This window comes from Pseudomonas sp. JZ114 (assembly GCF_051027705.1).
Classification (GTDB): Bacteria; Pseudomonadota; Gammaproteobacteria; order Pseudomonadales; family Pseudomonadaceae; genus Chryseomonas; species Chryseomonas luteola.
The window spans coordinates 743,203-768,475 of record NZ_CP069256.1 but is presented as its reverse complement, the minus strand read 5'-3'; the positions used below and the strand labels follow the sequence as shown (position 1 = coordinate 768,475).

14 protein-coding genes are annotated in these 25,273 nt (G+C 56.4%); 7 read left to right on the top strand and 7 right to left on the bottom strand.

Features of this window, described 5'->3' with window-relative positions; genetic code table 11:
• Positions 1 to 18: 18 nt before the first annotated feature.
• Genes waaC through glnE form a run of 4 tightly spaced genes read right to left on the bottom strand, consistent with a single transcriptional unit; the run spans position 19 to position 6,087 of the window.
• Positions 19 to 1,086 (bottom strand): lipopolysaccharide heptosyltransferase I, encoded by a 1,068-nt coding sequence (gene waaC / locus JQR90_RS03630; RefSeq protein ID WP_010797053.1) that lies wholly within the window; start codon positions 1,084 to 1,086, stop codon positions 19 to 21.
• Positions 1,087 to 2,121, bottom strand: a complete 1,035-nt coding sequence (gene waaF, locus JQR90_RS03625) for a lipopolysaccharide heptosyltransferase II (RefSeq protein WP_010797052.1) — start codon at positions 2,119 to 2,121, stop codon at positions 1,087 to 1,089.
• A gap of 59 nt (positions 2,122 to 2,180) precedes the next feature.
• Positions 2,181 to 3,104 (bottom strand): branched-chain amino acid transaminase, encoded by a 924-nt coding sequence (locus JQR90_RS03620; RefSeq protein WP_010797051.1) that lies wholly within the window; start codon positions 3,102 to 3,104, stop codon positions 2,181 to 2,183.
• Positions 3,105 to 3,117: 13 nt separating this feature from the next.
• Positions 3,118 to 6,087: a bifunctional [glutamate--ammonia ligase]-adenylyl-L-tyrosine phosphorylase/[glutamate--ammonia-ligase] adenylyltransferase gene (gene glnE / locus JQR90_RS03615; protein WP_010797050.1), complete on the bottom strand. Its 2,970-nt coding sequence runs from the start codon at positions 6,085 to 6,087 to the stop codon at positions 3,118 to 3,120.
• 232 nt (positions 6,088 to 6,319) lie between these two features.
• Here glnE and aceE point away from each other — a divergent pair, with 232 nt between their 5' ends.
• The 3 genes from aceE to JQR90_RS03600 all read left to right on the top strand — a co-directional run bounded on the left by aceE (position 6,320) and on the right by JQR90_RS03600 (position 14,024).
• Positions 6,320 to 8,965, top strand: a complete 2,646-nt coding sequence (aceE, locus tag JQR90_RS03610; protein ID WP_010797049.1) for a pyruvate dehydrogenase (acetyl-transferring), homodimeric type — start codon at positions 6,320 to 6,322, stop codon at positions 8,963 to 8,965.
• Positions 8,966 to 8,992: 27 nt separating this feature from the next.
• Positions 8,993 to 10,987: a dihydrolipoyllysine-residue acetyltransferase gene (aceF, locus tag JQR90_RS03605; RefSeq protein ID WP_010797048.1), complete on the top strand. Its 1,995-nt coding sequence runs from the start codon at positions 8,993 to 8,995 to the stop codon at positions 10,985 to 10,987.
• Positions 10,988 to 11,336: 349 nt separating this feature from the next.
• Positions 11,337 to 14,024 carry a putative bifunctional diguanylate cyclase/phosphodiesterase gene (locus JQR90_RS03600; protein WP_010797047.1) on the top strand — a complete coding sequence of 896 codons (2,688 nt, stop codon included), beginning with the start codon at positions 11,337 to 11,339 and terminating at the stop codon, positions 14,022 to 14,024.
• A gap of 56 nt (positions 14,025 to 14,080) precedes the next feature.
• Here the strand turns inward: JQR90_RS03600 and JQR90_RS03595 are convergent, their stop codons facing one another.
• Positions 14,081 to 14,926: a 23S rRNA (adenine(2030)-N(6))-methyltransferase RlmJ gene (locus tag JQR90_RS03595; RefSeq protein ID WP_010797046.1), complete on the bottom strand. Its 846-nt coding sequence runs from the start codon at positions 14,924 to 14,926 to the stop codon at positions 14,081 to 14,083.
• 154 nt (positions 14,927 to 15,080) lie between these two features.
• Between JQR90_RS03595 and JQR90_RS03590 the strand changes: the two genes are divergently transcribed.
• The 3 genes from JQR90_RS03590 (at position 15,081) to selO (ending at position 21,749) form a co-directional block, all read left to right on the top strand.
• Positions 15,081 to 16,817, top strand: coding sequence for a potassium/proton antiporter (locus JQR90_RS03590; RefSeq protein ID WP_010797045.1), 1,737 nt, complete (start codon positions 15,081 to 15,083; stop codon positions 16,815 to 16,817).
• A gap of 93 nt (positions 16,818 to 16,910) precedes the next feature.
• On the top strand, positions 16,911 to 20,234 hold the full coding sequence (mscK, locus tag JQR90_RS03585; RefSeq protein ID WP_010797044.1) for a mechanosensitive channel MscK: 3,324 nt from the start codon (positions 16,911 to 16,913) through the stop codon (positions 20,232 to 20,234).
• Positions 20,235 to 20,288: 54 nt separating this feature from the next.
• Positions 20,289 to 21,749 (top strand): protein adenylyltransferase SelO, encoded by a 1,461-nt coding sequence (gene selO / locus JQR90_RS03580; RefSeq protein ID WP_010797043.1) that lies wholly within the window; start codon positions 20,289 to 20,291, stop codon positions 21,747 to 21,749.
• Here selO and JQR90_RS03575 read toward each other — a convergent pair.
• Positions 21,733 to 22,638: a LysR family transcriptional regulator gene (locus tag JQR90_RS03575; protein WP_010797042.1), complete on the bottom strand. Its 906-nt coding sequence runs from the start codon at positions 22,636 to 22,638 to the stop codon at positions 21,733 to 21,735. The genes selO and JQR90_RS03575 overlap by 17 nt on opposite strands.
• Positions 22,639 to 22,798: 160 nt before the next feature.
• Between JQR90_RS03575 and JQR90_RS03570 the strand changes: the two genes are divergently transcribed.
• Positions 22,799 to 24,115, top strand: coding sequence for an MFS transporter (locus tag JQR90_RS03570; RefSeq protein ID WP_010797041.1), 1,317 nt, complete (start codon positions 22,799 to 22,801; stop codon positions 24,113 to 24,115).
• A gap of 54 nt (positions 24,116 to 24,169) precedes the next feature.
• Here the strand turns inward: JQR90_RS03570 and hemE are convergent, their stop codons facing one another.
• On the bottom strand, positions 24,170 to 25,237 hold the full coding sequence (gene hemE, locus JQR90_RS03565) for a uroporphyrinogen decarboxylase (RefSeq protein ID WP_010797040.1): 1,068 nt from the start codon (positions 25,235 to 25,237) through the stop codon (positions 24,170 to 24,172).
• Between the last annotated feature and the right edge of the window lie 36 nt (positions 25,238 to 25,273).

Here is a 25,273-nt window from a genome sequence, read left to right as displayed (position 1 = left end):
CTGTCGAACCATGATAACTCAGCACAAACGCTGTCCTTTGCTGGACAGCATCGCTTCCAGAGAGGCGAAAACCCGTGCCGGATTGACACGCGAGAAGCACAAGGGCTGTTCTTCGGAAATATCAAACAGTCTCCGGTCGTCCTCAGTGGGAGCGTAGGTACACTGCTTCTGCAGGCAAGGCGCACAGACCCAGTCGCTGGTGAGGTGCACCTGGGAACGACCATAGGCACCCGTCAGTCTGGCATCGGTCGGCCCGAACAGTGACAGTGTCGGCACATCCAGCGCAGCAGCCAGATGCCCCAGTCCTGTATCGACTGCCACGCAAGCGCTGGCGCCAGCCAGTACGCGGGACACCCCAGCCAATGACATCTTGGGGAGAACTGACACATGTTCAAGTCCCGAGGCGATACGTTCTGCTCTTTCTCGCTCGACATCATTTCCCCACGGTAAGCTTACCAGCACTCCGAGCTGCCGAGCCGCTTCAGCCAGCTCACGCCAATAGCGCTCCGGCCAGTGCTTGGTCGCCCAGGTCGTTCCATGCAGAAACAATACATAAGGTCCGCTTGCCTGGGGCTCGGCAAGACGTGTGCGATCCAGGCCGTAATCGCCAGTGGACTCTGGCAAGGGATAGCTCAGGGCCTGAGCAAACAGTTGCCTGAGTCGTTCGACGGCATGCTGCCCCCAGGCAACCTGGCAGGTTCGGTCATAAAACCGGCTTGCGAGCGGCTCGCGAATCGACTCGCGCGAAAGCCCCACCACCGGCGCTTTGACGTACCGAGTCAACCATGCACTTTTCAGAAGCCCCTGGGCATCGATCACCACATCGTAGTGAGTATCTCGCAGACGCTCCTTAAAGCGCGACCACTCTCCGTTTTTCAGTGTCTGGAAAAGGTTTTTACGCCACCGGCGAATCGCTACAGGAATGACTTGAGACACCGCTGGGTGCCAGGATGGAATCTCGGCAAAGCCTTCTTCAACAACCCAGTCGAAGCGGATTCCCGGAAACGCGCGACTGGCATCCGTCAGAGCCGGCAACGTATGAATCACATCGCCCAATGACGATGTCTTGATCAAAAGCACCCGCACTTATTCCACCTCGACAGGATCAGCAACCAGTTGATCCAGTGCACGCAGCACGGCAGCAGGCTCCAGAAGACGCATGCAGTTGTAGTGTCCGAATCGACAGGTCCGATCAAAACACGGGCTGCACTCAATACCCAACCGTACGACCTCAACCTCTTCGGCCAGGGGTGGTGTAAAACCTGGGGACGTCGATCCATAGACCGCCACCAGTGGGCGATCCAGTGCGGCGGCGACATGCATGAGGCCAGAATCGTTGCTGACTACTGCCGACGCGCAGGACATAAGGTCGATAGCCTCGGCCAGTGCCGTCTGACCCGCCAGGTTCATGACCTCTTCGCGCAGGCCTGGAATCAACCGCTCGCGGATTTCCTCGCAGCCTGCATTATCCTTTTGCGAGCCGAACAGCCAGACCTGCCACCCTGCCCTGATCTTTACATTGGCCACCTCAGCGTAGTGAGCCGCTGGCCAGCGCTTGGATTCACCAAACTCGGCACCTGGACATAACGCCAACACCGGCCTGTCCAGCTCCAGGCCAAACTTGCCAAGTGCCGCGTCGCGGCTGGCAGACTCGATTCGCAGTTGGGGATGTGGATAAGGCTTGGGCAACTCAGCCCCAGGCGGATAGGCCAGTGCGATAAAGCGCTCAATCATCAGCGGGTAGCGCGCCTTATCCAGTGTTCGTATGTCATTGAGCAGGCCGAAACGCATCTCGCCGCGCCAGCCGGTGCGCTTGGGAATGCCCGCAAAATAGGGAACCAGGGCCGACTTGAGCGAATTTGGCAGCAGAATGGCCTGATCGTACTGACCGCGCAGACTACGACCGATACGCCGACGCGTTGCCAGCTCAAAAGCACCATGCCCAAGCGGAAAACTCAGCGCCGAGCGTACTTCGGGCATCCGCTCAAGCAGAGGACGGCTCCAATCAGGCGCCAGCACATCAATGGCACAACCGGGATGAAGCGCCTGCAGACTCTTGAACAGCGTCTGCGCCATCACCATGTCGCCGACCCAGGAAGGACCGATTATCAGAATTCTCATAGGCTCACGCTACAACGTACAAGGCTCATAGTATCTACCATGAGCCTTGTACGTGCGGCTTATTTCACTGCGGTACGCCACTCGGCATGGCTATCAGTCTTGCCGGTGACCAGATCGAAGTAGGCCTTTTGCAGCGTTTCGGTCACCGGACCACGGCGGCCGGCTCCGATGGTGCGTCCATCGACTTCACGGATGGGGGTCACTTCAGCGGCAGTACCAGTAAAGAATGCTTCATCCGCAATATAGACTTCGTCACGCGTAATACGCTTTTCAACCAATGCGTAGCCATGCTCCTTGGCCAGTGTCAGCACGGTGTTACGGGTGATGCCGTTGAGGCATGCCGTTACTTCAGGCGTGTAGATGACATTGTCCTTGATGATGAAGATATTCTCACCGGAGCCTTCAGCCACATAACCTTCCGGATCCAGCAGTAGGGCCTCGTCTGCACCGCCGGAAATGGCTTCCTGCAGTGCCAGCATCGAGTTGATGTAGTGTCCGTTGGCCTTTGCACGGGTCATGGAGATGTTCACGTGGTGACGGGTATAGGAGCTGGTACGTACCTTGATGCCCTGTTCCAGCGCCTCCTCACCCATGTAGGCGCCCCAGTGCCAGGCAGCCACGATCACATGCACCTTCAGACCGGTCGCACGCAGTCCCATGCCTTCCGATCCGTAGAACACCATCGGACGCAGATAGGCGCTTTCAAGGTTATTATCACGAATCACCGCACGGTGCGCTTCGTTGATCTCGTCTTTGGTGAAAGGCATCTTCATGCCCATGATGTGGGCGGAGTCGAACAGACGATCCGTGTGCGCCTGTAGACGGAAGATTGCTGTGCCCTGAGGGGTGTTGTAAGCGCGAACGCCTTCGAACACACCCATTCCATAATGCAGCGTATGGGTCAGAACATGGGTGGTCGCATCGCGCCACGGCACCATTTCACCGTCATACCAGATCACACCGTCACGATCGGACATCGACATAATTTGCAGCTCCTCAAGAATTCGATTCGTACTGCTGCGCAGCGAGTGGGTCGAGCGCAAGCGACTTCCAGATCCGCATGACGCCGTGTCGCTCGTCATGGAAGAGGCTGCCATCCACTACGCCTGCCTGCTTCTGCAGGGCTTGGCGGTGTGCGGCAGCACGGTAGGCTTTGTAAGCCTCTTGCAACAGATGGACATCTGGACTCGAGATCAATCCAGCCCGCTCCAGTTCTTCCAGAATGCGGATATTGTCGGTGAAGCGCAGCAGATCAGGATGCTGCCAGGACCAGACAAGAACCGCATATTGCACCATAAATTCAATATCGACGATACCGCCTGCATCCTGCTTGAGGTCAAATGCCCTGCCTGCCTCGAAGGCAATCGGCGACGATCCACCGGAGGTAGCCTTGGTTCCCAGGTTTTCCCGCATCTTCATCCGCATCTCACCGACCTCACGGCGCAGTGTAACCTCATCGCGGCGCCGGCTCAGGACAGCAGCCCGTACAGCCTCGAACCGTGCCGTGACGACTGGACAGCCGGCCAGCACCCGCGCCCGCACCAATGCTTGGTGCTCCCAAGTCCAGGCCTCGTTCTGCTGGTACTGCTCGAACGCCTTGATCGTACTGACCAGAAGCCCGGCAGCACCAGAAGGCCTTAGGCGCATGTCGACTTCATACAGCGTTCCGGCGGTGGTCGATGTGGTCAGGAAGTGGATGATGCGCTGACCGAGACGTGTATAGAACTGAGCACCATCAATAGGCTTGCCGCCATCCGTCTCGGCTAACGGATCACCATCGTGAATGAAGACAAGATCAAGGTCGGAACCGTGCCCTAACTCAATACCGCCCACCTTGCCGTAGCCTACGATCACGAAGTCCGGATCACATGGCGACCCATCGGCACGTTGCGGACGGCCATGGCGCTGAACCATCTGTCGCCAGGCCAGCTCAAGCACTTGATCAAGAATCGCCTCCGCCATCCAGGTCAGGTAATCACTGACCTTCATCAAGGCTAGCGTGCCTGCAATCTCGGACGCTGCCACTCGCAGTCCATGAGCGCGCTTGAAATGCCGGAGCATTTCCATCTGCTGCTCCAGATCATCCTCAGGGATGCGTGCCATCCGCTCCCGCAGCTCCGCGACCAGCTCAGGCTTTTGAGGTGGGCGATACAAGCGGCCCTCGTTAAGCAACTCATCCAGCAAGGCGGGGAAACGCGTGATTTGCTCTGCAATCCATACACTTGCACTGCAGAGCTGGAGCAGACGCTCCAGTGCTCCGGGGTTTTCGGTGAGCAGCACTAAGTATGCCGAGCGTCTGGCGACGGCCTCGATCAATGGTAGAACGCGATCCAGGGCTTGGTCGGGCTCGTCATGAGAAACAATCTGAGTCAACAGCCGAGGCATAAAGGCATCCAACCGTTCCCGCCCCATTCGCTGCATGGTCCGAACCTGACTGCTGCTGCGTAGCGCACACAACCGTGACCAGGCTGACTCAGGACTGCTCAAGCCTGCTTCCTTCAACTGCTGGATAGCTGCTGCATCCTCAAGGCTGCCTTCCCAGAGGGGTAGCCACTCCTGCCCAATTTCTGACTGACTGTCCGCTCCCTCGTCCGGGTCAGCAATAACCTGCTGAAAATGCCAGTTGATACGGGTGCGCCAATGGGTCAGCCGGCTTAAAAAAGCAGTCCAGCTATCGAAGCCCATCATGAAAGCTACCCGCTCACGATCCAGCTCGCTGTCAGGCAATTTCTGTGTTTGTCGGTCTCCAATCGCCTGTAGCGCATGTTCCACGTAGCGGAGAAAGCAGTATGCCTCTCGCATCTCCTCGGCTGCCTCGGCGGGAAGATAGCCCAGATCCTTCAGTACGCTCAGGATTACCAGCAATGGGCGCTGCTGCAGGCTTAGCTCCCGTCCGCCATGAATCAGCTGATAGGCCTGTGCAATAAATTCCACCTCTCGAATGCCGCCTGCGCCCAGCTTGATGTTGTCATCCATCCCACGGCGCCTGACCTCCTGCTGGATCAGTTGCTTCATGTTGCGCAGCGCTTCAATCGCCGAGAAGTCCAGGTAACGCCGGTAGACGAAGGGGCGCAACATGCTGAGCAGCTGCGCTCCGGCCTGCTGATCGCCTCCCACAACGCGCGCCTTGATCATGGCGTAACGTTCCCAGTCCCGACCCTGGTCCTGGTAATACTGCTCCATGGCCGAAAAGCTCAGCGCCAGCGCGCCTGACGAGCCATAGGGACGCAAGCGCATATCAACCCTGAAGACAAAGCCATCTACGGTAATCGTATCAAGGGCCTTGATAAGCCGTTGGCCTAGGCGAATGAAGAACTGTTGATTGTCCAGTGCACGACGCGCCCCTACTGTCTCGCCACCCTCGGGGTAGGCAAAAATGAGATCGATATCGGACGAAAGGTTAAGCTCGCCCGCTCCCAGCTTGCCCATCCCCAAGATAACCATATGCTGCGGCTCTCCAGTCCGATGCCCCGTCGGGACCCCGGATTGACGGCATTGGTCCTTGTACAGCCATTGGTAGGCCTCATCGATACAGGCATCGGCCAGTTCGGTCAGGTCACGGCACGTCTCGAGCAGGTCGGCCTGACGTGTCAGATCGCGCCAGATAATGCGAACCTGGTGCCGCAGCCGAAAGCGGCGTAAGCGCTGTCCGAGTTGGTTTTCATCCGAACATCCGGCTAGACAGTCGGTCAGTTGTTGGTGAATAGTGCCGGCTGGCAGCGATCGCTCGAATAGGCCCTCGTCTGCCAGATCCAGCATTAATGCCGGATCGCGCTGAATCTGCTCAGCGACAAACTCGCTGGCCGCTATCACCCGTGACAGGTCGCTGCGCCGCGCTGGCGGCCATGCTGAAAAATATTGCAAACGTTCAGGCTGTGCGTTCAATGCCTCCATGAGGCGTGCCTGCGCACACCTTACAGGTTCGGCAAGTGAATCAGGAATAGCAGTGAGAGAAGGCAGGCTCATGGTCTATCCTGTGGAGTCAACGGCTGAGGAGAAGGTCAAACCGCACGACAATTTGTCGTTGTTTTATAACGGACATTGACCTGAGCAGCTGAAACGACCGCCGTTTTGTAGTAAAACTACACGCCGGCCGGGAACCACCCGGTCATAATCCAAGAATTCACGCTGCCCCCAAGAGGATGGCGGCGATACCGAGGCAACCGATTCTGGAAGCCTTTCCGCCCTGGAGCAAGCCATGCAAGACCTTGATCCCGTCGAAACCCAGGAATGGCTGGACGCCCTGGAGTCCGTACTAGACTGCGAAGGTGAAGACCGAGCTCATTATCTGCTGACCCGTATGGGTGAGCTGGCCACTCGGACAGGTACACAGCTTCCCTACGCGATCACCACCCCGTATCGCAACACGATCCCGGTTACCAAAGAAGTCCAGATGCCGGGCGACCTCTTCATGGAGCGGCGGATTCGCTCGCTGGTACGCTGGAATGCGTTGGCCATGGTGGTTCGTACCAACCTCCGCGACCCGGACCTTGGCGGCCACATTTCTACCTTTGCTTCGTCCGCTACGCTATACGACATTGGTTTTAACTACTTCTTCAAAGCGCCAACCGAAGAGCATGGCGGCGACCTGGTGTATTACCAGGGCCACGCTTCTCCTGGCGTTTACGCACGTGCCTTCCTTGAGGGCCGCCTGACCGAAGACCAGATGAACAACTTCCGCCAGGAAGTAGATGGCAACGGTCTGTCGAGCTATCCGCACCCGCACCTGATGCCCGATTTCTGGCAGTTCCCGACCGTATCCATGGGTCTAGGTCCGATCACGGCAATCTATCAGGCACGCTTCATGAAGTACCTGGAAGACCGCGGCTTCATCCCGGCCGGCAAGCAGAAGGTCTGGTGCTTTATCGGTGACGGCGAGACTGACGAGCCAGAGACCCTGGGCGCCATCTCTCTGGCAGGTCGTGAAAAGCTGGACAACCTGATCTTCGTGATCAACTGCAACCTGCAGCGCCTGGACGGTCCGGTTCGTGGTAACGCGAAGATCATCCAGGAACTGGAAGGCGTCTTCCGCGGCGCCCAGTGGAACGTGAACAAGGTTATCTGGGGTCGCCTCTGGGATCCCCTGTTCGCCCGTGACGAAAACGGCCTCATGCAGCAGCGCATGGATGAAGCCATCGACGGTGAATACCAGAACTACAAGGCTAAGGACGGCGCGTTCGTTCGTAAGCACTTCTTCGGCGCCAACCCTGAGCTGCTGAAGATGGTTGAGGACATGTCCGATGAGGACATCTGGAAGCTCAACCGCGGCGGTCATGATCCGTATAAGGTGTATGCAGCCTACCATCAGGCGGTCAACCACAAGGGTCAGCCGACGGTCATTCTTGCCAAGACCATCAAGGGTTATGGCACCGGTGCGGGTGAAGCGAAGAACATCGCCCACAACACCAAGAAGATCGATGTGGAGAGCCTGAAGAAATTCCGCGACCGCTTCGACATTCCGCTGAACGATGATCAGCTGGCCGACCTGCCCTTCTTCCGTCCTGCCGAAGACAGCCCGGAAATGAAGTACCTGCGCAAGCGTCGCGAAGCGCTGGGCGGCTCGGTACCGCAGCGTCGTACTACCAGCATCAGCATTCCGACACCACCGCTGGATACGCTGAAAGCTATCCTGGACGGCTCTGGCGATCGCGAGATCTCCACCACCATGGCCTTCGTACGCATCCTGTCCCAGCTGGTCAAGGACAAGGATCTGGGCAGCCGCATCGTCCCGATCATCCCGGACGAAGCCCGTACCTTTGGTATGGAAGGCATGTTCCGTCAGCTTGGCATTTACTCCTCCGTCGGTCAGCTCTACGAGCCTGTCGACAAGGATCAGGTGATGTTCTACCGCGAGGACAAGAAAGGCCAGATCCTCGAGGAAGGCATCAACGAAGCAGGCGCCATGAGCTCCTTCATTGCAGCCGGTACGTCCTACAGCACTTACAACCAGCCGATGCTGCCGTTCTACATCTACTATTCGATGTTCGGCTTCCAGCGTATCGGCGATTTGGCCTGGGCCGCTGGTGATAGCCAGGTGCGTGGCTTCCTGATTGGTGGTACTGCCGGTCGTACTACGCTGAACGGTGAAGGTCTGCAGCACGAAGACGGTCACAGCCATATCCTGGCAGCAACCATTCCGAACTGCCGCACGTACGACCCCACCTATGCCTACGAGCTGGCGGTCATCATTCGCGAAGGCATTCGCCAGATGACCGAAGAGCAGAAGAACGTGTTCTTCTACATCACGGTCATGAACGAGAACTACCAGCAGCCCGCGCTGCCTGAAGGTGCCGAGGAAGGCATCATCAAGGGTATGTATCTCCTGGAAGAAGAAACCGGCGATTTCAAGCATCGCGTTCAGCTTCTGGGCTCGGGCACCATCCTGCGTGAGGTTCGCGAAGCAAAAGCCCTACTGCGCGAACTGGGTATCGGTGCAGACATCTGGAGCGTCACCAGCTTCAACGAGCTGCGCCGTGATGGCCTGGCAGTTGATCACTGGAACCGCCTGCATCCGCTGGAGGAGCCCCGCAAGGCCTATATCCAGCAGTGTCTGGAAGGACGTGAAGGCCCGGTCATTGCCTCTACCGACTACATGAAGCTGTTCGCCGACCAGGTTCGCCAGTGGGTTCCATCCAAGGAATACCAAGTGCTGGGCACTGACGGTTTCGGCCGCAGCGACTCGCGCAAAAAACTGCGTCACTTCTTCGAAGTGGATCGCCACTGGGTCGCCCTGGCTGCTCTGCAAGCCCTGGCCGATCGTGGCGCTATCGAGCGTCAGGTCGTAGCGGATGCCATCACCAAGTTCGGTATCGATCCGCTCAAGCGCAACCCGCTTGATTGCTGATGCCGACGGTGAAAAGGAGAAATTATTGTGAGTGAAACCATTCGCGTACCTGATATCGGCAGTGGCGAAGGCGAGATCATCGAAATTCTGGTCAAGGTGGGCGACACCGTCGAGGCTGAACAAAGCCTCGTCGTGCTCGAATCCGACAAGGCCAGCATGGAGATCCCGGCCCCGAAAGCCGGCAAGATCGCTGCGCTGCACGTCAAGCTGGGCGATACGCTGAAAACCGGCGACCTGCTGCTGGACATGGAAGATGGCGCATCGGGTGAAACCGATGCAGCCGAGCCCATGGCAGTTGCGGCCGGCTCTGCTGACGAAGAAGTTGAAATGCCGACGCCTCCAGGCGACGAGGACCCGTCCGCGTCTGCCAAGGAAGACGACCAAGCTGGAACAGGCACTGCTCAGGAAATCCATGTGCCGGATATCGGCACCAGTGGCAAGGCCAACATTATCGAGCTTCCGGTCAAGGTTGGTGATCGTATCGAAGCCGAGCAGACCTTGATTACCCTGGAGTCTGACAAGGCCAGCATGGAGATCCCCTCACCTGCTGCCGGCGTGATTGAAAGTATCGCCGTCAAGGTGGGTGATGAAGTAGGTACAGGTGACCTGATTCTGGTACTCAAGGGAAGCGGCAACGCTTCCTCTGCACCGGCTCAATCCACCAGTGACAAGCCTGCCGTGCAGGCAGCCGAGCCTGAATTGCACGAGACGGCCGACGAAGAGCCTGCTGGCGAGAGCACTGAAGAGATCAAGGTGCCTGACATCGGCTCGACCGGTAGCGCCAATGTGATCGAAGTGATGGTCAAAGCGGGTGACACGGTAGAAGCGGACCAGTCGCTGATTACCCTGGAATCCGACAAGGCCAGCATGGAAATCCCGGCGCCCAAGGCGGGCGTGGTGGAAAGCGTTTCCATCAAGGTAGGTGACCAGGCCAAAACTGGCGATCTGATCCTGACCTTGAAGGTTCAAGGCGCAGCACCGAAGAAAAAGGCTGAGAAGCCTGCACCGGCTCAGCAAAACGCAGCTCCGGCACAAAAGCAGGCGAGTCCAAGCCCAGCGCCGGCCAAGGCACCGCAAGCGCCCACGCCCACCGGCCAGCCTGGCAAGAAAGTGCATGCTGGCCCGGCTGTACGGATGCTGGCACGCGAGTTCGGCGTCGAGCTGAGCGAAGTGACGCCAACCGGCCCGAAGGGACGTATTCTCAAGGAAGACGTCCAGTCGTACGTAAAGGATCAGCTGCAAAAGAGCAAATCTGCTCCGGCCGCAGCGGCAGCTACCGGTGGCGCCGGGATTCCTCCGGTCCCGACCGTGGACTTCAGCAAGTTTGGCGAAATCGAAGAAGTTCCGATGACACGCCTGATGCAGGTAGGTGCTGCCAATCTGCATCGCAGCTGGCTGAACGTGCCTCACGTAACGCAGTTCGATCAGTCTGATGTCACTGATCTTGAAGCCTTCCGTGTGGGTCAGAAGGCTGTGGCAGAAAAAGCGGGCGTCAAGCTGACCATTCTGCCGTTCCTGCTCAAGGCCTGCGCCCATGTGCTCAAAGAGCTGCCGGACTTCAATGCCTCGCTCGCACCCAGTGGCAAGGCCATTATCCGCAAGAAATACGTGCACATTGGCTTTGCCGTGGACACGCCGGATGGGCTGCTGGTACCTGTCATTCGCAACGTCGATCAGAAGAGTCTTCTGCAGCTGGCTGCCGAAGCCGCTCAACTGGCTGAGAAAGCACGCAACAAGAAGCTTTCCGGCGACGACATGCAGGGTGCCTGCTTCACGATCTCCAGCCTCGGCCACATTGGCGGCACCGGCTTCACGCCGATCGTCAACGCACCGGAAGTGGCGATCCTGGGAGTATCCAAGGCCACCATGCAACCGGTATGGGACGGCAAGGCCTTCCAGCCGCGCCTGATGCTGCCGCTTTCGCTCTCCTATGATCACCGCGTGATCAATGGCGCTGCTGCGGCCCGCTTCACCAAGCGCCTGGGCGATCTGCTGGCTGAGATTCGCGGCCTGCTGCTGTAAAGAGACGATGCCGGCCTCTGCCGGCAACCGTCTGGCCGATGAAATGCTCGGTCATCTGAAACCCTGCCACCCCGGCAGGGTTTTTTTTAAAGAATTTGACTTGCTGGATCGATAAAGCTTCTTAGTAGAAAGCTGCTGTCTGTTTTATCGAGACGCTTGTCAGTGTGGTTGGCTTGATGCACCCTTGCTCCCTGAAAGGACTTATGGGTGCCTCGTTCTGGCGGAATCCAGAAGACAGTCACTGCAAATAAAACCGGATTGGCTTACTGTACGCCCTTTCGTTAAGTCGACTTGGCATAACCCATAAGTACGCGCCCCTTATCAAGGGCCGTTGGAAGCGAACCGCCGCATGAAGATTCATCCTGATGCTGCCAGTCTCTCAGTGGCCGAGGTTGCTACGCAGCCGCCTGTGCCCGCACAGCTGGGGATGTTGCGCTTCGAGCGGCTCAATGAGCCCAGCTGGGCGCTGCTGGATCTAGACCAGGCATGTGAAAAAAGTCTGGGGCTGCCTGCCTATGAGCTTTGCTCGCTTCTCGAGTCGCCTTACGCCAGCCTCATGGAGCCTGCGGCACGCTATCACCTGCACGATGCCATACAGCAGCAATTGCTCAAGCGCCGCCATTACGTCATTCGCTATACCCTGCACGCACCGGCAGGCGCGACGTCAATGGTTGAAATTGGCGAGGCAATCTCCCGCCATGGTCGTGAAATCCTGCACGGCTACCTGATTCCTGTGGAGCTGGCTTCAGAGGCCGAGCGACTGACTACTACGCTGATGGCGCAAAACAGGGATCTTAAAGCCTCGCTGGATCTTCTTGAGCAGTCCTGCGTACAGGAACAAGCTCGTGTTGATCGGGTAAGAGCACACCGCAATCTTTTGCTTGAATTGACACAACACGCCTACAGCTCCAGCGACCCGCTTCAGGAAGCGGCCCAACTGATCACTCGTGCAGCCAGTGAAACCTGTAGCGTGAAACGAGCCAGTGTGTGGCAGGTGGGCGAAAACCATTTACGCTCTGTCTACATTCATGGCGAATCTCCTAATACGTCGTCTGTCTCCTCGTGGTCATTGGATGATTTTCCAGCGTATGTGGAGGCGCTTCATAAGGCCCGATCAATCGATGCGCAGGATGCTCAACATGATCCTCGTACACGCGAATGGACCAAGCCGTATCTGCTCGCCCATGACATTCGCTCGCTTCTGGATATCTGCATACGTGTAGATGGCCGGGTATTAGGCATCCTTCGCCTTGAGCAAACCGGCCAGCCCAGAATCTGGCAGAATGATGAAATTGCGTTTGCCTGCGAACTGGCCGATCAGTACGCCAAAGTGCTTGATAGCCAGGAGCGCCGCAGTGCCACCCATGCCCTGCATCTGTTCCAACGGGCGGTTGAGCAGAGCGCCAATGCTTTTCTGCTGGTCAATCGCAAAGGAGAGATCGAATACATCAACCCCAGCTTTACAACCATTACCCAGTACACTGCCGAAGAAGTCTGCGGTCAGCCCATCAGTGAGCTACCGGCATTGACCAACTGGTCAGAACTCCTGCCTGACGCCTATGCAGCTCTGGAAAAACAGAACAGCTGGCAAGGCGAGCTTCGCTGCCAGCGCAAGGACCAGATCTCCTACTGGGGTCATCTTTCGCTCTCCAAAGTCTACTCAGATAACGGTGAGCTGACCCACTACATTGGTATCTTCGAGGACATCACGCAGGCAAAGCTGACCCAGCAAAACATGGAAAAGCTGGCCTATCGTGACAGCCTGACAGGGCTGGCCAACCGTCACTATTTCATCGATCGCCTGGAAAAGCGCCTGGCAGGACGGGAAGACATCCATAACTGCCTGATGCTGATCGATATCGATCATTTCAAGCGCATCAATGACAGCCTTGGCCATGAAGCCGGCGATAACCTGCTGGTCAGCCTGGCCAGGCGCCTGCAAAGCTCACTGGGGCAAAGTACGCTGATCGCGCGGATCGCCAGCAATGAGTTCGCCGTGCTGCTTGAGCAGATGGATGCCCAGGAAGGGTTGGATGTTGCGAGCGCACTGCTAAGCATGCTCGAAAAGCCCATTTATGTTGAAAGCCAGCCAACGCTGGTCAGTTGCTCGATTGGTCTGACCGTCACCCCTGATCACGGCAAGGACTCGCAGACACTCATGAAGCATGCCGGCCTGGCGTTGCACAAGGCCAAGGCTAGCGGCGGAAACCGGGTACAGGTCTATACACAATCGCTGGTGACCGAAGCCAGTCACAAGCTGTTCATGCAGAATAACCTTCGACGAGCCCTCGAGCTCAACGAGCTGGAAGTTCATTACCAGCCAAAGATCTGCCTCAAAAGTGCCCAACTGTTGGGGCTTGAAGCGCTGTTGCGCTGGAATCACCCCGAACGGGGCATGATACGACCCGATCAGTTCATCAGCGTGGCGGAAGAGACCGGCCTGATCATCCCGATTGGTAAATGGGTCATTCGGGAAGCCTGCAGGCAAATCAAGGCGCTGGATGCCGCTGGTCTGGGCCATTTGCAGATGGCGATCAACCTTTCTCCCAAGCAGTTCACTGATCAGGAGCTTGTCAGCTCAATCAGAAGCATTCTGATTGAAGAGCGCCTCCCTCCTCATCGCCTTGAACTTGAACTGACCGAAAGCCTGCTCCTGGATGCAACCGATGAGACACGCCAGCAGCTAGAGGAAATGAAGCAAATCGGGCTCAGCTTGGCCATGGACGATTTCGGCACAGGCTATTCTTCACTCAGCTACCTCAAGAAATTCCCGATCGATGTCATCAAGATCGACCGAAGCTTTATCAAGGATATTCCGGCCAATCAGGACGATATGGAGATCACGTCGGCCGTAGTGGCCATGGCCCATAACCTGCGACTCAAAGTTGTGGCTGAAGGTATCGAAACGACGCAACAGCTGAGCTTTCTACGTCGCCATCATTGCGACGTAGGCCAGGGTTATCTGTTTGACCGTCCCATTCCTGGTAACGAGCTGCTTGATAGCCTTCGTCGCTATCTGAACCTCAACAAGATCTAGTCGCGCCGCCTGTTGTAAGGCCTTGGAATCGAAGAAGGTAGCCAACCCCGGCTACATCAGGTGCTTTTTTCCTCGATCAGCCAGTCCAGCTTCCAGCCAGGCTGGCTTTGTCCCAATTGTTTGGCAAGCCAGGGCAAGACGCTTCTAAGCTCGTCCTCCAATCCCCACGGAGGATTGGAAATCACCATACCAGAGCCATTGAGTCCCACCGGATTGTCGGTGGGATGCACCCAAAGCTCGGCTCGCAAAAGTTTGGGCGCATTACTTTTTTGCAGATCCTGATAAAACCGCTTGAGCTGACGCTGGTCCTTGATGGGATACCAGATAGCGGTCACGATCTGCCGCATACGGGCAATGCTTTCCTTTAATGCCATTGAACACCGCTCAAACTCGTCCACCTTTTCAAAAGGCGGATCGATCAAGAGCACAGCGCGTTTCTCCTGCACGGGCAGCAGTGCTTTGGGTAACAGCCAGCCGTCCCGATGATGAACAGCGATCCGTCTTTCTTGCCCCATGTTTTCCTTGAGCAGCAGAGCATCTTCAGGATGCAGCTCATTCAAGTGCAAACGATCCTGGGGACGGGAAAAGCGCCGAGCGATTTCGGGTGACCCCGGGTAGAAGCGCAACGCCCCATCACTATTAAGAGCAGCGACAGCCTCCTTGTAAGCGACAAGCGGATCAGGGAGGTCTTTCGCCTCCCAGAGTCGGCCTATTCCACCTTGCCATTCACCGGTACGGCTAGCCTGATCTCCCAGCAGATCGTAAAGCCCTATGCCCGAATGTGTGTCCAGATAGGCGTAGGGTGTTTCCTTGCGCCCCAGCAACATCAATACGCGAGACAGTACAAAGTGCTTCAGCACATCGGCATGGTTTCCGGCATGGAAGGCGTGTCGGTAATTCATGATTCGCTCCTGTGAAGGCGCGCAGTGTACTGGAAGTCCCCTGTTCGTCGCATGGCTCAAAAGAATCTGGCATTAATTTTGACAGCTTGCCGAATCAACAGGTTAAATCAAGAATCCAGCGCATCGCGCCTACCCACTATGCAGGAGTTTCGATTTGGATGCCGTCACAATCAATAGCCTATTTTTGATTGGCGCGGTCCTGGTCGGTCTCTCCATTCTGGTCAGCTCGCTTTCCTCACGCCTGGGCATTCCCATTCTTGTGATTTTTCTTGCAGTCGGGATGCTGGCAGGCGTAGACGGCCCTGGTCATATCAATTTCAACAACTACCCCCTCGCCTACCTGGTAGGTAACCTTGCCCTGGCGATCATTCTGCTGGACGGTGGTATGCGTACACGCGTATCCAGTTTCCGGGTGGCGCTCTGGCCAGCATTGTCCCTGGCAACCGTGGGTGTAATGATCACTGCCGGGTTAACGGGCGCCATGGCGGCGTGGCTTCTTGACCTGAGCCTGCTGCAAGGGCTGCTGATCGGCGCTATTGTCGGCTCAACCGATGCTGCCGCGGTGTTTTCACTACTGGGCGGACGCGGGCTCAATGAGCGTGTCACCGCAACCCTTGAAATCGAGTCAGGCAGCAATGATCCCATGGCGGTTTTTCTCACCGTCACGCTGATTGAGCTTCTGGCCAGCGGTCAAACGGGCTTCAGCTGGGGGCTCGTCTGGAACTTCGTTCGCGAATTTGCCATTGGCAGCCTGCTCGGACTGGGTGGCGGCTGGTTGCTGCTTCAACTTATCAACCGTATGCAGCTGGCAGATGGGCTCTATCCGCTACTGGCAGTCAGTGGTGGTCTATTCATTTTCGCCATTACCAACGCAGCCCATGGCAGTGGCATCCTGGCGGTGTATCTGGCGGGTCTGGTCATGGGCAATCGACCAATTCGGAGCCGCCATGGCATGTTACATATGCTGGATGGTATGGCCTGGCTGGCGCAAATCGGTATGTTCCTGGTGCTGGGACTTCTAGTAGAGCCGCACAACCTGCTTCCCATTGCCCTACCTGCCCTGGGTCTGGCTCTCTGGATGATCGTGATCGCACGTCCCCTTTCAGTCTTCGTGGGTCTGCTTCCCTTCAAGGCTTTCCACGGCCGCGAAAAGTTATTCATTTCATGGGTAGGTTTACGCGGAGCGGTACCCATCATTCTGGCTGTCTTCCCTATGATGGCAGGGCTGCCCCAGGCTCAACTGTTTTTTAACGTAGCCTTCTTTATCGTTCTGGTTTCGCTGCTGCTACAAGGTTCAAGCCTCCCACTCGCGGCAAAGTGGCTACGCGTCACTGTACCGCCCGAACCCGCCCCGTTCTCGCGCTCTGGCCTGCAGGTGCATCCCACCAGTGAGTGGGAGCTTTTCGTCTACCGCCTGGGCAAGGAGAAATGGTGTATTGGCGCGGCGCTTCGCGAGTTGAAAATGCCGCCTAATACACGTATCGCGGCGCTGTTTCGCGGGGAGCAACTCCTGCACCCTTCCGGCAGTACCAAGCTGGAGGCAGGCGATATCCTGTGTGTCATTGGTCATGAACATGATCTCCCCGCCCTGGGCAAGCTGTTCAGTCAGGCGCCGGAGCGAGGCCAACGCTTCTTTGGTGATTTCGTACTGGAAGCCAACGCAGAGCTTAAGGCGGTGGCCTCGCTGTATGGTCTTAACCTTGGCGAGCTGGATGGGGAGCAGACGTTGGGAAGCTTTATTACCCAGCGCATTGGTGGCGAGCCAGTCATTGGCGACCAGATCGAATGGAGCGGTCTGACCTGGACAGTCGCTTCGCTTGAAGGCAATCGTGTGAGAAAAATTGGGGTCAAGTTCCCAGAGGGCCGTTCAGGGCCTGCTCTTTTCCTCTGATTCGTGCGGTAGTCGGCTCGACCGACAAGAGCGGTTGCGTCAGCAAAGGCGGGGATTTAACCTCCTCGCCTTTCCTGCTGCCAAGATGTGATCATGCTCGCCTTGCGTATTCTGCTCAAGATCGTGTTGTTGGGCTTTTGTCTCAACTTTCCGCTCGCTTATTCACAAGAATCCAACCTGCCTGATGCCAAGCAGATTCAGCATAGCCTGGACACGTTGGCGGACCGGAAGCTTTCTGCCTCCGATCAGCAGACCGTTCAGGACATTCTGAAAAATACGCTGCAGCTACTGGACCAGAGGGATCAGCATGAGCAGGGCCTAGCGGATGTAAAACGCAAGATCACACAAGCACCGCAGCTGATCAAGGATGCTCAGAAGGACCTGGCCAAGCTCCAGACCGAGCAGGACAAGCCCCCGGTTACCCAACGCTATGCCAACGCCAGTCCCCAGGAGTTGGAGAATCTTCAAAGCCAGCGCAACTCACAGCTCAACGACTGGCAGAACGCCCTGAATGATGCCAATACACTGGTCATCACATCGCAAACACGACCCGAGCGTGCCCAGGTCGAAATCAGCAATGCGCAAATGCGGGTACAGACCATTGCCGACATTCTCAAGAGTGGCAAGGAAAGCGGTAAGCCCATTACGCCTGAACGTCGCAATCAGCTATTAGCCGAACAGGCGGAACGCAACGCACTGATTCAACTGCGCAAGCAGGAACTTTCGGGCAACAGCACGCTGCAAGATCTTGGCACCATTCAACGTGAACTCTACACGGAGCGTGTCAAACTGATCGAGAAAGAAAGTCTCGATCTGCAAGCCCTCATCAGCAGCAAACGTCGCCAGCAGTCAGAGGAAACCTTTGCCGCCCTGTCTCGTGAATCGCAGAAGACAGCAGGTAGTAACGATGTCCTGACCAGCGAAACAAATCTTAACCTCAAGCTTTCCGACTACCTCTTGCGTGCGACGGATCGCCTGAATGAGCTCACTCGAAACAATCTTGAAATCAAGCAGCGACTTGATCAGCTCAAGCAGACCGGCGAGACCATGCAGCAGCAGATCAATGTCCTGAAAGGCAGCCTGCTGCTTTCCAAACTGCTCTATCAACAGCGGGCCTCCCTGCCAACGGTTGAGGCAACCAAGGGACTGACGGACGAGATTGCCGATATACGTCTATACCAGTTCGACTTGAACCAGCAGCGCACGCAAATCGCCAACCCTTGGGATTACTTGGACAAGGTCATGGCTCAGATGCCACCCGAGCAGACGACACCTGAGCTTCGCAAGAAGCTACTGGAGCTGATCAGAACTCGAGCGGACCTGCAGGATCGCCTAAGTACCGAACTAAGTGCGTTGTTAAGTGAGTCAATCACGCTTCAGCTAAACCAGCAGCAGCTATTAGCAACCAGCGAAAGTCTCCGCTCAACGCTTGATGAGCAGATGTTCTGGATTCCCAGCAATCGCCCGCTGGATTGGGGCTGGCTCAAGGATGCGCCCAAGTCGCTGGTCGAACAGATTGCAAATGTGCCCTGGCGCGCCAGTGCAGGCGAATTGTCAGCCGGTCTGGCCGAACGCCCCTGGCTGTTTCTGCCTCTCATTCTTGCTATTGCAACGCTGCTGTGGAAGCGTCGGTATCTTTACGAAAAACTCAATGCCTTGAACAAGGGCATTGGGCACTTCCAACGTGACAGCCAGCTACACACGCCGCTCGCGATCCTTCTGACCGTGCTGCTGACTCTTCCTGTCAGCCTGTCGCTAGGTTTGATCGGCGTCGCCCTTGAGGGCGACAAACGGGGCGTGAACGCATCCATTGGCGCAGCGCTTATGGAGATGGCCGCCGGCTGGCTGGTGTTCTATACCGTTTACCGCCTACTGGAAGGTGGAGGTGTTGCAGAGACCCATTTCCGCTGGTCACGCGCGCAAGTAGATTCCATGCGCCGCCTGGTCAGGCGTCTAGGCCTTTTGGCCTTGGCATTAATGGCCGTAGCAGCCATTGCCCAACGTCAGCTGACAAGCCTGTCTGAAGACGTACTGGGTATTCTTATTGTTCTGATCTGCTATGCCAGCATGTCTTGGATGCTGGGTCGCTCCTTGCTTAACACGGCGGCTCGAGAACGTCTGCCCTTCTTCCGGCTGATGTTTGGACTAATCATTACCGCCATTCCGGCCGGACTGTTCCTGGCTGTTTGCCTAGGCTACTACTACACCTCACTGAAACTGACCGACCGGCTTATCGATACGCTGTATCTGCTGCTCTGCTGGGTCATTCTCGAAGCCGCCTTCTCGCGGGGCTTAAGCGTGGCCGCAAGGCGCCTCGCCTATCATCGCGCCCTGGCCAAGCGACAGAGCATGCAGGAGGCAGGTGAAACCGGTGAAGCCATAGAAGAGCCTGCGCTGGATATGGAGCAGGTCAATCAACAGTCCTTACGTCTAATCCGCCTTGCCCTATGGTTAGGCTTCCTGGGAGTACTGTATTGGGTCTGGGTGGACGTGGTGGCAGTCTTCTCATACCTGGATAACGTCACGCTTTACCAGTACAGCAGCGGTACGGGTGAGTCGGCAACCATGATGCCGATTACCCTGCGAGACGTCATCAAAGCGGTCATCTTTGCAGGCCTCACCTTTGCACTGGCACGCAACCTGCCCGGCCTGCTTGAGGTTGTGGTACTTTCCCGCCTGAGCCTGGCTCAAGGGACCGCGTATGCAACCACGACGCTATTGTCCTATGTCATCATCAGCGTGGGTGTTATCAGTTCGCTCTCCACGCTGGGCGTTAGCTGGGACAAACTCCAGTGGCTGGCAGCGGCCCTCTCGGTTGGTTTGGGTTTTGGCCTTCAGGAGATATTCGGTAACTTCATTTCCGGCCTGATCATTCTGTTCGAACGCCCTGTTCGAATCGGCGACCTGATTACCATCGGTAATGTTACAGGCACAGTCAAACGCATTCAGATTCGGGCGACCCATATCACCGATGCTGACAACAAATCCGTCATTGTGCCCAACAAGACGTTCGTGACGAGTCAGCTCATCAACTGGACGCTAACAGACACCATGACGCGTATCACGCTGCTGGTTAATGTGGCCAACGGCTCCGATCTGGAAAAAGTACGCGAGCTGCTCTATAAGGCCGCCTACGACAACCCCAGGGTTTTGCATGATCCAGAACCAATGGTCCTGCTACAGGCGTTTGGTGAGAACACACTGAATCATGAGTTACGCGTTCACGTGCGGGAGTTGGGCGATCGCGGCTTTGCTACTGATGAAATCAACCGCAGCATCGAGCGACTGTTCAGGGAGAACAATATAGAGATCGCCTTTCGCCAGCTGGAAGTGTCTGTAAAGAATAGGGAAGGATCTGAGCGCACCTTGAGCAAGGATGAAGTGCCTTCTCCGACCTACTCTGGACAGAAGGAATGATCAGGGCACGTTTTACGCTGTCTAGATAAATACATTTGCAGTCCGGAGAGTGCCGTGAAAACCCTTGAAGCGCTTGAGTTCGATAACCGCTTTGCCCGTCTGGGCGATGATTTTTCGACGGCCATCCAACCCAAGCCTATTGAAAATCCAAAGTTGGTGGTCGTCTCGGAGGCCGCCATGGCACTGCTGGATCTGGATGTTGCCGAGGCGCAACGACCGGAATTCACGGAAATCTTTTCCGGGCACAAGCTCTGGGATACAGCCGACTCACGCGCCATGGTTTATTCGGGGCATCAGTTCGGCTCCTACAATCCTCGCCTGGGTGATGGCCGCGGCCTTTTGCTTGGCGAGGTCATAAACGACAAGGGAGAGCACTGGGATCTTCACCTCAAGGGTGCCGGCATGACACCCTACTCAAGAATGGGAGACGGACGTGCAGTCTTACGCTCGTCCATTCGAGAGTTTCTGGCCTCAGAAGCACTTTATGCACTGGGTATCCCTTCAAGCCGCGCGCTGTGTGTGACCGGCTCCACTACAGAGGTCATACGCGAACGAGTCGAAACCGGCGCCATGCTGCTACGGCTTGCCCAAAGCCATATACGCTTCGGGCATTTCGAATACTTCTACTATACGCAGCGCAATGATTTGTTGGAAAAGCTTGGCCAGCATGTGCTTGAGGCGCACTACCCAAAATGCCTGGAGCAACCTGATCCTTATGCGGCTTTTTTCCGTGAAGTCGTCGAGCGCAACGCCGAGCTGATCGCCTACTGGCAGGCTTACGGCTTTTGCCACGGCGTGATGAACACAGACAACATGTCTATTCTCGGCATTACATTCGATTTCGGCCCTTATGCCTTCCTGGATGACTTTGACGCGCATTTTATCTGTAACCACTCTGACTACAGTGGCCGATACTCCTACAGCAATCAGGTCCCCATTGCGCACTGGAACCTGGCGGCACTGGCGCAGGCGTTGACGCCGAGGGTGCCTGTCGAAACGCTGAAAGGAATACTCGAATTATTTTTGCCGCTTTATGAGGCGCATTACCAGGCATTGATGCGACGTCGACTCGGCCTTATGACAGAGCAAGCGGCGGATAAGGAGCTGATTGAGCGGCTGCTCAGCCTGATGCAAGGCAGCGCCGTTGACTACTCACTCTTCTTCCGACGTCTGGGCGATGAGGTTCCGGAGCAGGCGATTGCGGCTCTTCGAAACGACTTTGTAGATTTGGCTGGATTTGATGAGTGGAGTCGCCAGTACCTGAGCCGCACCGAGCAGGAAGGCGGCGATCAACCGGCACGCCAGGAGCGCATGCACGCAGTCAATCCACTCTATGTACTGCGTAACTATCTGGCCCAACAGGCGATCGAGCAGGCTGAGGCGGGTAATTATGAAGAAGTTCGCCAGCTTCATAAGGTTCTGACCCGGCCCTTTGAAGAGCAACCGGGCAACGACCGATTCGCTCAACGCCCACCGGATTGGGGCAAACACCTGGAAATCAGCTGCTCTTCATAATACCGGCGCCTTGCGTCAACAACTCAATGAACGCACGTGCAAGTGATGAGCGCTCGTCACGACGGTGAATAAGCCACAATGCGGAGGTGGCGCCCTCGTCCACCAGGGTTCTGTAGACAACACCTTCGATATGCATTCGCCGGTAGGTTGCTGGCAAAACCGAAACACCTAATCCGGCCGCCACCAGTCCAATAATGATCGTAGTTTCTCGAGCTTCCTGAACGATTCGCGGGCTGAATCCAGCTTGTTGAGACAAGCTGATCAATTGGTCATATAGACCTGTACCGTAGGTACGAGGAAAGTAAACAAAGGGTTCCTCGGCCAACTGTTTGATAGCAATGCTTTCGTGGGTTTGTAGGGCCAAGGGATGGTCCGCCCGCATCACAGCGACGAGGGGCTCTCGAAACAGCTCTATCGAGACCAGCGCATCCGACATGGTAATAGGCCGGATCAGTCCTACCTGAAGCTTGCGATCCATCAGCGCCTCGGTCTGCTCTCGGCTGCTCATTTCCTGCAAGGCCAGATGTACCGCCGGAAAACGCTGGCGAAAATTGAAAATAGAACGTGGCACGGTAGCAATAAAGGGCGCGGAGACCGTAAAACCCACTTGTAACTCACCCAACTCTCCGCGTTGCGCTCGCCGTGCAATGTCGGTGGCCTTATCTACCTGCGCCAACACCTGCCGAGCCTCATCCAGAAAGAGCCGGCCAGCCTCAGTCAATGCAACACGACGGTTCGTGCGCTCAAACAGGCGTGCCCCCAGCTCCTCTTCCAAGGCTTGTATCTGCTGACTCAGTGGTGGCTGTGAAATACCCAGGAGTTCAGCCGCTCGACCAAAATGCAACTCATCTGCGACGGCTACAAAGTACCGTAAATGTCTTAATTCCATAGCGCCTCGATTGATATTTAATACATATCAAACCGGTCGAATAATATATTGGAAAGAATAAAGATCAGCTCTTATTCTTTCAGTAACCAATAATAAATTTCAGATTGTGCAGCGCTTTCGCTGCGCCGTCCTTTCGTTCGTCCAGATTTTGAGGTTTAACGTGAGTAAGTCTGCTTTACCTGCTCGTCACGAGCATGCCCAGCCTGAAGAAGAACCTGCGCCTATTCAGGCAGCACGTGAAGCTGCCAACCAGGTAGTAGAAGATGCCGATTTGTACATTGAGAAAGGCACTCGCCAGTTCATCCATACAGCCCTTGCACTTTTCTGTGGCGGCTTCGCCACGTTTGCCCTGCTGTACTGTGTACAGCCCATGATGCCCATTTTTTCCGAAGCCTTTGGTATAACGGCGGCCAAAAGCAGCCTCGTGCTCTCCGTATCAACTGGGCTCATGGCGGTCGGGCTACTGGTTACAGGTCCTATTTCAGATGCCATCGGCCGCAAGCCGGTCATGGTGGTCTCACTCTTCGCCGCCGCTTTCTTTACGCTACTCAGCGCCATCATGCCCACCTGGGAAGGTGTTCTCGTCACGCGGGCATTGGTTGGTCTATCGCTATCCGGCCTGGCCGCCGTTGCCATGACCTATCTGTCTGAGGAAATCCATCCCCAGCACATCGGCCTATCCATGGGGCTGTATATCAGCGGCAACGCGCTGGGTGGGATGAGTGGGCGCGTCATCAGCGGCGTTTTGGTGGACTTTGTCTCTTGGCGGATTGCTCTAGCAATCCTGGGCAGTCTGGCGCTGATTGCCGCTATCGTATTCTGGCGGCGTTTGCCGGAGTCACGTCACTTCCGCCCGACTCCCCTGAAGCCTCGCACACTGGTCAATGGCTTTACCCAACACTTTCGAGACGCTGGGCTACCTTGGCTCTTTCTCGAGGGCTTTCTGTTAATGGGCGCCTTTGTCACGTTGTTTAATTATATTGGCTATCGCCTGTTAGGTGAGCCTTATCATCTCAGTCAAGCCGTTGTGGGCGTCTTGTCAGTCGTCTACCTGTCGGGTATCTACAGCTCGGCCCAAGTAGGCTCATTAGCGGATAAACTTGGTCGCCGCCGCGTCTTTTGGGCGGTGATTCTTCTGATGCTGGGTGGCGTGGTGCTGACACTGTTCACCCCCCTGCCGTTGGTTCTGGTGGGCATGCTGCTGTTTACCTTTGGCTTTTTCGGGGCTCATTCGGTCGCCAGCAGCTGGATCGGTCGCCGTGCTCGGCAAGCAAAGGGACAAGCTTCGTCGCTTTACCTGTTCTGCTACTACGTGGGCTCAAGCATCGCAGGAACATTAGGCGGCGTGTTCTGGCACGAAGCGGGATGGAATGGTGTCGGACTGTTCATCGCCACACTCCTGGTCGGAGCACTGGCTGTTGCGTTACACCTGGCTCGCCTGCCAGCCCTCCCCTTGAATGTTAAAGCCGCTCGATGAGCGGCTTTGCCTTTTTAATGGATCGGGCGCATGGCCCGGTCTTTGTCGACCGCCTTATGCCTCGTGATAAAACGCCGAGAGCTCATGAACAGCTTCGATGAAGGCACCTGCATGCGCAGGGTCTACCTCCGGCGTGATTCCGTGCCCCAGATTGAAAACATGTCCGGAGCCTTTACCGTAGCAAGCCAGAATTCGCGCTACCTCTGAACGGATCGCGTCAGGCTTGGCATACAGTACCGCTGGGTCCATATTGCCTTGTAGCGCCACCTTGTCACCTACACGGCTACGGGCATCGCCAATGTCGCATGTCCAATCCAGTCCCAATGCGTCTGCGCCAGAGGCCGCCATGCTCTCCAACCAAAGACCGCCATTCTTGGTAAACAGGATGACAGGAATCTTGCGGCCTTCACGCTCACGAATCAGGCCATCAACAATCCTGCGCATGTAGGCGAGAGAAAACTCCTGATAAGCCGCCGAAGACAGATTGCCTCCCCATGTATCAAAGATCTGTACCGCCTGGGCACCTGCCTGAATCTGACCATTCAGATAGGCGGTTACCGAGCGGGCCAGTTTATCGAGCAGGTTGTGCATGGCTTGCGGATTGTCATAAAGCATCGCCTTGCTACGCCGAAAGTCCTTGGATGAGCCTCCTTCGACCATGTAAGTCGCCAACGTCCAAGGGCTTCCTGAGAATCCGATCAGAGGCACACGCCCATTGAGCTCACGGCGAATGGTGCGGACCGCATTCATGACATAGCCCAGATCCGCTTCCGGGTCCGGTACCGGTAAGGCTTCGATATCCGCAGCGGACTCAATACGCTTCTTGAAGCGGGGCCCCTCACCTGTCTCGAAATAGAGGCCTAATCCCATGGCGTCCGGGATGGTCAGAATGTCTGAAAAGAGGATGGCGGCATCCAGCGGATAACGCTCGAGCGGCTGCAGTGTGACTTCGCAGGCCAACTCAGGGTTCATGCACAGACTCATGAAGTCACCGGCACGGCCACGCGTAGCGCGATACTCCGGGAGATAACGACCGGCCTGCCGCATCATCCAGACGGGCGTCACATCGACGGGTTGCTTGAGCAAGGCACGGAGAAAACGGTCGTTCTTCAAAGCAGTCATGGAAAATATCCGTCAAGAAAGTACTGTCATTTTCTC

Bases quoted from the DNA above. Each gene is read 5' to 3' on its own strand.
- waaF (WP_010797052.1), bottom strand. From the start codon at position 2,121: ATGAGAATTCTGATAATCGGTCCTTCCTGGGTCGGCGACATGGTGATG.
- JQR90_RS03620 (WP_010797051.1), bottom strand. From the start codon at position 3,104: ATGTCGATGTCCGATCGTGACGGTGTGATCTGGTATGACGGTGAAATG.
- glnE (WP_010797050.1), bottom strand. From the start codon at position 6,087: ATGAGCCTGCCTTCTCTCACTGCTATTCCTGATTCACTTGCCGAACCT.
- aceE (WP_010797049.1), top strand. From the start codon at position 6,320: ATGCAAGACCTTGATCCCGTCGAAACCCAGGAATGGCTGGACGCCCTG.
- JQR90_RS03600 (WP_010797047.1), top strand. From the start codon at position 11,337: ATGAAGATTCATCCTGATGCTGCCAGTCTCTCAGTGGCCGAGGTTGCT.
- JQR90_RS03595 (WP_010797046.1), bottom strand. From the start codon at position 14,926: ATGAATTACCGACACGCCTTCCATGCCGGAAACCATGCCGATGTGCTG.
- mscK (WP_010797044.1), top strand. From the start codon at position 16,911: ATGCTCGCCTTGCGTATTCTGCTCAAGATCGTGTTGTTGGGCTTTTGT.
- JQR90_RS03575 (WP_010797042.1), bottom strand. From the start codon at position 22,638: ATGGAATTAAGACATTTACGGTACTTTGTAGCCGTCGCAGATGAGTTG.
- hemE (WP_010797040.1), bottom strand. From the start codon at position 25,237: ATGACTGCTTTGAAGAACGACCGTTTTCTCCGTGCCTTGCTCAAGCAA.